Here is a 9,149-nt window from a genome sequence, read left to right as displayed (position 1 = left end):
GAAGACGCGGTCGCCGTAACCGCCGAAGGAGCAGCCGTCCCGGAAGACGCGGTCGCCGTAACCGCCGAAGGAGCAGCCGTCCCGGAAGACGCGGTCGCCGTAACCGCCGAAGGAGCAGCCGTCCCGGAAGACGCGGTCCCGGTGGGCCTCGCCGAGGACACCGCCCCCGCGGAGCGCACCGCCGGGTCCGGTCGTCGTGGGCCGCTGGTGCTCGGGCTGTCCGCCAGTCATGACGCCTCCGCCTGTCTGATGACCGACGGGGTGCCCCGGGTCGGCGTGCAGCAGGAACGGGTCACGCGCCGCAAGCACGACGGCGTCGGGTACCTCGACTCGCGCGCGGCGGCCGACTACTGCCTGACGTCCGCCGGAATCGACGCCTCGGACGTCGACGTGTTCGCCTTCAACGCCCAGCCCCTGCTGCCCGGTTACGTGGGACTGTCGATGCCGTCCGCGGCGGCGGGCTTCGACCTCTTCGACCCGTTCGACGAGCGGGTCGTGTACGTCTCGCACCATCTCGCCCACGCCTTCTCGGCGTTCTGGACCTCGCCGTTCGAGGAAGCGGTGGTCGTCGTCTGCGACGGCTCCGGCGGATCCGTGCTCGGCGCCGACGACCTGCTGATCAGCGGGCCGGAACTGAAGGAGTACCTGGAGCGGCCACTGGAGGGCCGGCTGCCCCGCGTACACGTCTTCTCCGTCTACCACTTCGACCGCACCGGCTACCGGCTGCTGTTCCGGGAGTGCGCCGACTCCTTCAACGTACGCGTCGGAACCTCGTCCATCGGCGAGACCTACGCGGCGGTCAGCCAGTACGTCTTCGGCGACTGGCAGGAGGGCAGCGGCAAGCTGATGGGCCTCGCCCCCTGGGGCAAGCCGGGCAACGCGGGCCCCAGCCTGCTGGAACCGGGGCCCGACGGCCTGCCCCGCTTCCGCGCCGACTGGAAGGACACCTACCGCGATCCGGCCGCCGCGGGCAGCCCGCTGGACCACGCCGACCTCGCCGCCCGGGTCCAGGCGGACCTGGAGGAGGCGCTCCTCGCGCGCGTGCGCCGCGCCATGACCCTGGTGCCCGGCTGTCGTGACCTCGCCTACGCGGGCGGTGTCGCCCTCAACTCCGTGGCCAACGACCTGATCGCCCGCGAGAGCGGCGCCGAGCACTTCTTCGTCGTACCCGCGGCGAGCGACGCCGGGGTGTCCCTGGGCGCCGCCGCGGCCGCGCACTTCCGGCTCACCGGCTCCACCCGCCGCGCCGTGGGGGCGTACGACGACTATCTGGGCCACCCCTACACCCAACAGGACCACGACCACGCCCTCGCCCTGGTCGGGGACCGGGTCACCGCCGAGCCGCTCGGCCTGCCCCAGCTCGCGGACCGGATCGCGGCCGGTGAGGTGATCGGCTGGTTCCAGGGCGGCTCGGAGTTCGGACCCCGGGCGCTCGGCCACCGCTCGGTGCTCGCGGACGCCCGCTCCCGGGACACCTGGGACTTCATCAACGCCCAGGTCAAGTTCCGGGAGGACTTCCGCCCGCTGGCGCCGATCGTGCCGGAGGAGGTGGCCGCCGAGTACTTCGAACTCGACGCCCCCTCACCGCACATGCTGCGCGTGGTCAAGGTCCGCGAGGAGTACCGCGACAAGCTCGCCGCCGTCACCCACGTCGACGGCACGGCCCGGGTGCAGACCGTCTCCCGTACCGCCAACCCGGACGTCCACCGGCTGCTGCACCTGGTCGGTGAGCGCACCGGATTCCCGGTGCTGGTCAACACCTCGCTCAACCGGCGCGGCGAACCCATGATCGAGACGCCGGGGCAGGCCCTCGACATGCTGCTCGCCACCCACCTGAGCGGCATGGTCCTCGGCGACCGGTTCGTACGCCGGGTCGCCGGACTCGGTACGGCGCTCTCCGCGAGCTCCTGCGTCGCGCTGTCCCCCGGCGCCCGCCTGCTGTGGGAACAGGACGAGAACGGACCCAGGCGGCGCATCACCGGCGGCGCCGAGGGCAAAGCCGGTCTGCTGCTGCCGGAATGGGCCTTCACTGCTTTGACGCAGGCCCGCTCCGGACGCCCGCTGAGTACCTATCTGCCGGGCTGCCTGGAGGGAACGGGCACCGGACTCGACGCGGCACTCGCCTTCCTGACGGCACTGCACGCGCGATGTCTGCTGATCGTCACACGGGAGGGACGTCATGAGTGATCTCCTCGGGAGCACCACCACGACCGGCCCGGCCGCGGTGCGGGACCCCGCTGACCCCACCGCCTCACGGGACCCCGACGGCCCCGCCGCCCCGCCCGGCACGCACGTCCTCGCCTGGCTCGCGGAGCACTCCGCCGACCCCGGCATGGCGGGGTGCGGCACCTCGCACCGATCGGTGCCCGCCGAGGAGGCCGTCGCCCGGGTGTGGCCGCTGCGGGGGCGGCTCGGCATCAGCCGGATCGCCGACCTGACCCCGCTGGACGTCCTCGGCATCCCGGTGTTCAACGTGACACGGCCGGGCGCCCGGGCCGGCCAGATCACCCAGTGCCAGGGCAAGGGCAATGTCCGCACCGAAGCCCTGGCCTCCGCCCTGTTCGAGGCTCTCGAACGGCACTGCGGCTCGCTGGCCCGCCCCACCCTCACCGCCCGTCCCGGGGAACTCGACGACGCCGGCCTGACCCGCCTGAGCGCGGCCGACCTCGGCCTGCGGACCCTGCCCGACCAACCCATGGAGTGGATCCGCGGCACCGACACGAGGGACGGCACCCCCGTACTGCTCCCGGCCGCCGAGGTGCTCTTCCCCTACGACACCCCGCCGGGCTGTGTCCGCCCGGTACGCCCCAGCACCACGGGACTGGCCTCCGGCGCCACCTTCGCCGAGGCGGTCCTGCACGCCCTGTACGAGGTCGTCGAGCGGGACGCCACCTCCCGGTACCTGCACGGTGGCCCGGGGCGGCTGGTCTCCCTGGAGACGGTCACCGGGCCCGCCGAGGCGGAGCTGCTGCACAAGTACGCGCGGGCCGAGGTCGACACCGTGATCATCGACCTCACGCACACCACCGTGCTGCCCACCTTCGCCGTCTTCCTGTCCGACCCGAACGCGGCGCAGGCCCACCTGTCGGTGTCCGGCTTCGGCACCCACCCCAACGCCGGCGTCGCCCTGCGCCGGGCCCTGACGGAGGCCGCCCAGGCGCGGGCCACCGCGATCCAGGGCAGCCGCGAGGACCTCGACCGGGTCGTCGACGTCTACCGGGCGGATCCGGCCCGGCAGCGGGCGGCGTTCCTGAAGCGCGCCCTGGCCGCCAGGGTCGAGGGCGTCACCGACTTCCGCGAGCTGCCCCACCCGCCCCCGCGTTCCACCCGCGCCACCCTGCGGCACGTCGCCGCCCGCCTCGAAGAGGGCGGCTGGTCGCGGGTCGTGTGCACCGATCTGACCGTCGCGGAGTTCGGCCTGCCCGTGGCCCATGTAGCGGTGCCGGGCATGGTCGACTCCGTCGTAGAGCCCGGCAGGAGCCATCGTGTGGCCCATCGACACAGCTAGGCCGATCGTCTTCGGCGGCGCCTCCGTCCGCCCCCTGGATCCGGCCCTGCCGGCCGCGGTCGAACTGCGGCCGCCGGTGCGCCGGGGCGACCTCACCCCGCTGCTCGACCGCAGACCGGGCACCGTGGTCATCATCGACGGGCTGTTCGGCGGATCGCTGGCCGTGACACCCACGGAGTGCCGTGAACTCCTCGACGCCGGCTGGACGCTGGTGGGCGCCTCCAGCATGGGCGCGCTGCGCGCCGCCGACCTGTGGCCGCTCGGCGCGATCGGCGTCGGCGATGTCTTCACGCTCTACCGGCTGGGCGCGCTCACCTCGGACGCCGATGTCGCCACGACCCTGGACGCGGACGCCGGGTTCGCCGAACTGACGGTGTCCGTCGTCCATCTGCGGGCCGTCCTGGCCGCCGCGGTGGCCTCGGGCGTCCTCGCTCCCGCGCTGCGTACGGCGATGTCCCGGGCCGCCGAGGACGTCCACTGGACGGAGCGGTCCTGGCCGGCCTGCCGGGCGGCCTGGCGTGAGCTGGGCGTGTCCGAGCCACTGGTCTCCGCGGTGCTGCGGCTGGGCCGGGAGACGTCCCTGCACCCGAAGGTCCGCGACGCCGACACCACACTCCGCTCGGTCCTGGCGAACGACTGGATCGGCGACCGCATCCATCCCGTACGGCGCTGTCCTGCCTGTCAGGAACTCCTGGAGGGCGCCCTGTTCTGCCCGACCTGCGTCTCCGAGGCGCACGAGACCTGTCTGTAGAAAGGAACGGTGTTCGAGCATGCCGGGATCAGTCGCCGCACGGCTCAGGATCCGCCCCACCGGCCCCACCGAACGGCGGCTGCTGACGACCGTGGCCATCGACGCCACCGGCGGCGGACTGTTCCTCGCCGGTGCCACCCTCTTCTACGCGCGGGTGGCCGGTCTGTCGGGCGGTCAGATCGGCGTCGGCCTGTCGGTCATGGGCCTGGTGGCCCTCGCGGCGACCGTCCCCAACGGCGCCCTGGTGGACCGGATCGGGGCCCGGCGCGCACTGATCGCGCTGCACCTGTGGCGCGCGCTGTGGTGTTCCGCGCTGGCCTTCGTCGACTCCTTCTGGCAGTTCCTCACCGTGCTGGTGGTGCTGGGACTCGCCGAGCACGCCGGTATGCCCGCCCTTCAGACATACGTCGGTTCCGCGTTCGGTGACGCCGAGCGGGTCGGCGTGATGGCACGGGTCCAGGTCGTGAAGAACACCGGGTTCCTGGTGGGCGCGCTGCTGGCGGCGGTCGCGGTGGGCACCGGCCGGGATCTGGCCTACCGGTCGCTGCTGCTGGGCGACGCGCTGTCCTTCCTGATCGCCGCCGCCCTGATGGTGTCGGTGCGCGAGGTCGGCGGCAAGGGGCGGCGAGGCGGGCCGCGCGCTCCGCTCGCGCCGTTCCGCAACGCCCGTTTCCTGCTGCTGACCTGCTGCAACGGATCTCTTCAACTCAATCTGTCCGTGCTGGTCATCGGCATGCCGTTGTGGGTGACCCGGGCGACCGAGGCGCCGGAGGCGATCGCCCCGCTGCTCATCGCCGTCAACACGGTGATCGCGATCTCGCTCCAGGTGCCCATGAGCAGGGGCGCCGAGACGGTGCCCGGGGCGGGCCGGCACATGCGGCGGGCCGGGGTGGCCCTGGCCCTGATGTGCGGCACGCTGACCCTGGCCTCCTGGGTGCCGCCGGCCGCCGCCGTGGCGCTGATGCTGGCCTCGGTGGTGCTGCACACCCTGGGCGAGATCTGGCACGCGTCGGGCGGCTGGGGGCTCCAGTTCGCGCTGTCCCCCGAGGCCGAGCGGGGCAGTTACGCCGCCGCCTACAGCCTGGGCCCGACCGCCGAGGGCATGGTCGGGCCGACGCTGGTCGCGGGCGGTGTGGTGGCCGCGGGGGCGGCGGGCTGGACGGCGCTGGCCGTGCTGTTCCTGGCCGCCGGGGCCGGCGCGCACACCCTCGCGGTACGCGCCGCCGCGCCACCCTCCACCGCCTCTGCCTCGGCCTCGGCCTCGGCCTCGGCGGCCGCGGCCGAGGTCACAGCGCCGGATCGGCCTCGTGCAGCACCCGCTGGAACATCCGGTGATCCCGCCACCGCCCGTTGATGTGGAGGTAGTTCGGCGCCAGGCCGATCGCCTCGAAGCCGCACTTCTCCAGGACCCGCTGGGAGCCGGTGTTCTCGACCAGGGTGGTGGCCTCGATCCGGTGCAGCCCCACCGTCTCCCGCGCCACCCGGCAGACCCGCTCCACGGCGGCGGTCGCCAGGCCCCGGCCCCGCTGGTCCTCGGCGACCCAGTAACCGAGATAGGAGCTGCAGAAAGGGCCCAGGACGATTCCGGTGAGGGTGATCGTGCCGACGATCCGCCCGTCGGACTCGAAAATCCAGGGCACAATACGGCCTTCCGCGAAGAGCTGCCGCTGTTCCTGGAGGCGCTTTTTCTGACCGTCCACGGTGAAGAACGATTCCGCGCGGCGCGGTTCCCAGGGTTCGAGATATTTCCGGTTCTCGACATATGCCGCACAGAGTTCCGGGGCATCCGCCGGGTCGGCGATCCGGAGTATCACACCGTCCGTGATTTCTTCGCTTCCGATGTCCATCCGGGCACTTTATCCCGGCTCAGTCCGACACCAGCAGATGGGTGTCGACAAGAGCCTGGCACAGTTCACGGCGTTCCATCGCATCGAGGCCGAAGGAGGAAAAGTCCTCCGGACGGAACGCGTCGAGGGCGGCGAGATGGCACACCACGTCGGTGTACCGGCCGGGCAGGACGAGCGTGCGGCGCCCCAGGACGACGTAGAGCCGTTCCCGCGACCGCTCCGTGAACAGCGCGCAGGGCACCGTCCGCCGCCGGCGCAGCCGGGTCGTGTCGGTCACGCCGAGGACGCCGAGTGCCTGGTCCGTCGTGTACGCGCCGGGGATCCGGTCGGTCAGGCCGGTCAGGAAGTCGAGGAGGTGCGCGGTACGGATGCCGTCCGGTTCCTGCCCGGCGACCGCGGCCCCGACGGCCTGGGTGAACCGCTCGGCGGGCCCGGCCGTGGCTGCGGGGTCGTGCAGCCAGCCGACCGGGAGTTCGGCGTCGAGGAGCTCGGCGGGCAGGCTCTGCTCGACGAGCCGGGTGAGCGAGGCCCGCAGCACGTCCCGCCAGGCGTTCGGGGTGACGCTGATCGTGACGTGCCCCGACCGGGCGCTCTTGGTGTACGCCCGGTGCGGGGTGCCGCGCGGGATGTACAGGACGTCCCCGGGCCGCAGCACCGGGTCGGTGACCTCGGGATCCAGACCGTGCGCACGCTGCCAGGGCGTCGCCTCCAGATGCCAGTGCTTCTCCCCGAACGCCTGGAGCACGAAGACGTCGGTGCGGTCGGTGTGCAGGTCGAAGCCCTGTGCGGAGACGGGCGAGAGATAGACGTTCGCCCGGCAGCGGTGGCCGAGGGCGAGCTCCAGCGCGCGGCAGAACGCGGTCAGCGGCGGGTGGTACCAGTGGGCGTTCTCCAGGATCAGCGTGGCCCCGCCGCGCACCGCGGCCGTCACCTCCGCCGCGCTCGCCGCGCCCCGGGTCAGCAGCTCCAGCAGATGCTCGTTCTCCGTCATCTCCAGGTCGGCCGGCCGCGGATAGACATCCCGTACGGACCGGAGATACGAGGTGCGCGGCAGAATCTCCCCGTCCCGCACGAGCCGTATCATCTCCGCCCGCAGCAGCGGAATGTCGGAGAGCAGTCGGTCGACGTCCTCGACGCCGATCAGATCCTCGTCCGGAATTCCCCCGGACGTGATGTGTGCCCGTTTTCCCCAGATGTCCGCGACGAATTCCTTCTCGTCACCGGTGCACCGCCGCAGCGTCTCCCGGTCGAAGGGCAGAGCGGCCGCTTCCACGGGCAGATGAACGAGGTCGGCGGATTCCTGGCGCAGCGACGCGGTATTGACGATCCGGACACGGGAAGGCATACCTGATCGTATTTCGGCCGGGCGGGAAAAGGCCGGGAAATGTACCGGGCTTCCAGCACGGTTCGAGCGCCCGCACGGCCGTCACTCACACAGCCATCAGCGGAGCGTCCTTCTTCCACTTCAGGATCTTGTCGAAGCTCACCACCGCGCCGCCCCTGCCCGGCTTGTTGCCGATGTGGACGTGGTCGGCGAGTTCCTGGATCAGACAGAGTCCGCGCCCGTGCTCGGCCTCGCTGGGAGCGCGCCGGGGTGCCCGGTCGGGGCGGCCGAAGCCGGGGCCGGAGTCGGCGACCTCGATCCGGCACTTCTCGCCGTCCAGATAGGCGGTGACACGGTACGCCTCCGAGGAGCCGCCGCGATCGGCGTCCCCGCCGTGCTCGACGGCGTTGGCGCAGGCCTCGCTGAGGGCGACGGAGAGGTCGTAGGAGACATCCGGGTCGACGCCCGCGGTCTCCATCGTGCCGAGCAGCAGGCGCCGCGCGAGCGGAACGCTGGCAGCCTCGCGCCGCAAGTGGAGTGACCACCAGATGCTCATGCTCCAGCCTCCAGGCCGCGGCTCGACATACCGTTACCTATTGCCGCCCGTGCCCGTGTGTAAGCACACAGTTGACGTGACGCCGCCCATATGGGGGATGCGTATCGGGCGGTGCATGGGGTATGTGGGGGCAGTTCGTATCAGAGGGTGATCTTCCGGTCGTAGGACCCGTACGTCATCTTGTGGACCTGCCGTATGGCCGCCGTAAGGCCAGTGCGATGATGAGCCCGCCATGTCTGCCCCCCATCAGCGCGCCGGAGCCGGTCTCCGGGTCCTGCGGGCCGCGGTGTTCGCCGCGGTCTGCGTCGTGCTGGCCGCGGCCGGGCACACCATGGCCGCCTGCGCCACCGTCCCGCTGTGGACCCTGGGCGCGGGATTCCTCGGGGTCCTCGCGGTCGCGGCACCGCTCGCCGGGCGGGTCCGCTCGCTCGCGGGGATCGCGGCGCTGCTGACGGCCGGACAGACCGTGCTGCACACCGTGTTCGGGCTGGGGCAGCACAGCGCGGCGGCCCAGACCGCGGCATCCTCCTCGATGTCCTCGATGCCGTCGGACGCCTCTCTCGTGGAACAGGCCGCGCGGCTGCTGTGCGGGACCACCACGGCGGCGATCAGCCCCGCCCAGGCGGTACGGATCCTCACCGAGGCACGCCTCTACAAGGGCACGCACACGCATCAGTCGATGGACTCGATGTCCACGTCCACCGACGCCTCCGCCTCCTCGCTCTCCTCGTTCTCCTCCTTCTCTTCGCTCTCCTCGCTGCTGCCGTCCCTGTCGATGGTGCTCGGCCACGTCCTCGCAGCCCTCGCCGCCGGCTGGCTGCTGCGCCACGGCGACCTGGCGCTGCTGCGGCTGGCCGAACTGTCGGCGCACGGAGTCAGGGAAGGGGCGCTCGTACGGTCCCTGCGCGGGGCGCTCGCGCTGGTGCGCGCCCTGCGTGCCGGGCTGCCGGGTGCGCCCGAGGCCGGCCCGCGACCGGCGCGCACCGATCGGCTCGCGCCGCCCGAGCCCCGTACGACCGCGCTGCGGCACGCGGTGATCCGGCGCGGGCCGCCCGCCGCCGGCGCACTCACCCTCGCCGCCTGACACGACGCGCGCACTCCCTCCTGAGTCGGGGCGCCGCCGTCGTGCGGCCACACGCGCGTGCCCGTGTTTCCCGGTGATC

The 9,149-nt window shown here is 72.4% G+C and carries 9 protein-coding genes; 5 read left to right on the top strand and 4 right to left on the bottom strand.

Annotated elements, in window-relative coordinates:
* A partial coding sequence (locus ABZ928_RS12155) for a hypothetical protein (protein WP_361517292.1) occupies positions 1-231 on the bottom strand: 231 nt, incomplete at its 3' end.
* A gap of 18 nt (positions 232-249) precedes the next feature.
* Between ABZ928_RS12155 and ABZ928_RS12150 the strand changes: the two genes are divergently transcribed.
* From ABZ928_RS12150 to ABZ928_RS12135, 4 genes are read left to right on the top strand one after another with little or no spacing between them, the layout of a single operon-like run.
* Positions 250-2,187 carry a carbamoyltransferase C-terminal domain-containing protein gene (locus tag ABZ928_RS12150; protein WP_361517290.1) on the top strand — a complete coding sequence of 646 codons (1,938 nt, stop codon included), beginning with the start codon at positions 250-252 and terminating at the stop codon, positions 2,185-2,187.
* Positions 2,180-3,508 (top strand): YcaO-like family protein, encoded by a 1,329-nt coding sequence (locus ABZ928_RS12145; RefSeq protein WP_361517288.1) that lies wholly within the window; start codon positions 2,180-2,182, stop codon positions 3,506-3,508. The genes ABZ928_RS12150 and ABZ928_RS12145 overlap by 8 nt, the downstream gene beginning before the upstream one ends.
* Positions 3,486-4,259, top strand: a complete 774-nt coding sequence (locus ABZ928_RS12140) for a TfuA-like protein (protein WP_361517286.1) — start codon at positions 3,486-3,488, stop codon at positions 4,257-4,259. The genes ABZ928_RS12145 and ABZ928_RS12140 overlap by 23 nt, the downstream gene beginning before the upstream one ends.
* A 19-nt stretch (positions 4,260-4,278) precedes the next feature.
* Entirely contained in the window at positions 4,279-5,613 is a 1,335-nt protein-coding gene (locus ABZ928_RS12135) for an MFS transporter (protein ID WP_361517285.1), read from the top strand.
* Here the strand turns inward: ABZ928_RS12135 and ABZ928_RS12130 are convergent.
* The 3 genes from ABZ928_RS12130 to ABZ928_RS12120 all read right to left on the bottom strand — a co-directional run bounded on the left by ABZ928_RS12130 (position 5,546) and on the right by ABZ928_RS12120 (position 7,986).
* Positions 5,546-6,106 carry a GNAT family protein gene (locus tag ABZ928_RS12130; protein ID WP_361517283.1) on the bottom strand — a complete coding sequence of 187 codons (561 nt, stop codon included), beginning with the start codon at positions 6,104-6,106 and terminating at the stop codon, positions 5,546-5,548. The genes ABZ928_RS12135 and ABZ928_RS12130 overlap by 68 nt on opposite strands.
* 19 nt (positions 6,107-6,125) lie before the next feature.
* The gene (locus ABZ928_RS12125) at positions 6,126-7,451 is read right to left on the bottom strand and encodes a cupin domain-containing protein (protein ID WP_361517282.1); all 1,326 of its coding nucleotides are present in this window, start codon (positions 7,449-7,451) and stop codon (positions 6,126-6,128) included.
* Between the two features lie 85 nt (positions 7,452-7,536).
* Entirely contained in the window at positions 7,537-7,986 is a 450-nt protein-coding gene (locus ABZ928_RS12120) for an ATP-binding protein (protein ID WP_361517280.1), read from the bottom strand.
* Between the two features lie 232 nt (positions 7,987-8,218).
* Here ABZ928_RS12120 and ABZ928_RS12115 point away from each other — a divergent pair, with 232 nt between their 5' ends.
* Positions 8,219-9,070 (top strand): hypothetical protein, encoded by an 852-nt coding sequence (locus tag ABZ928_RS12115; RefSeq protein WP_361517278.1) that lies wholly within the window; start codon positions 8,219-8,221, stop codon positions 9,068-9,070.
* The last annotated feature ends 79 nt before the right edge of the window (positions 9,071-9,149 follow it).

This window comes from Streptomyces sp. NPDC046909 (assembly GCF_040644695.1).
Lineage (GTDB): Bacteria > Actinomycetota > Actinomycetes > Streptomycetales > Streptomycetaceae > Streptomyces.
This window is presented reverse-complemented; position numbering and strand designations above follow the sequence as displayed.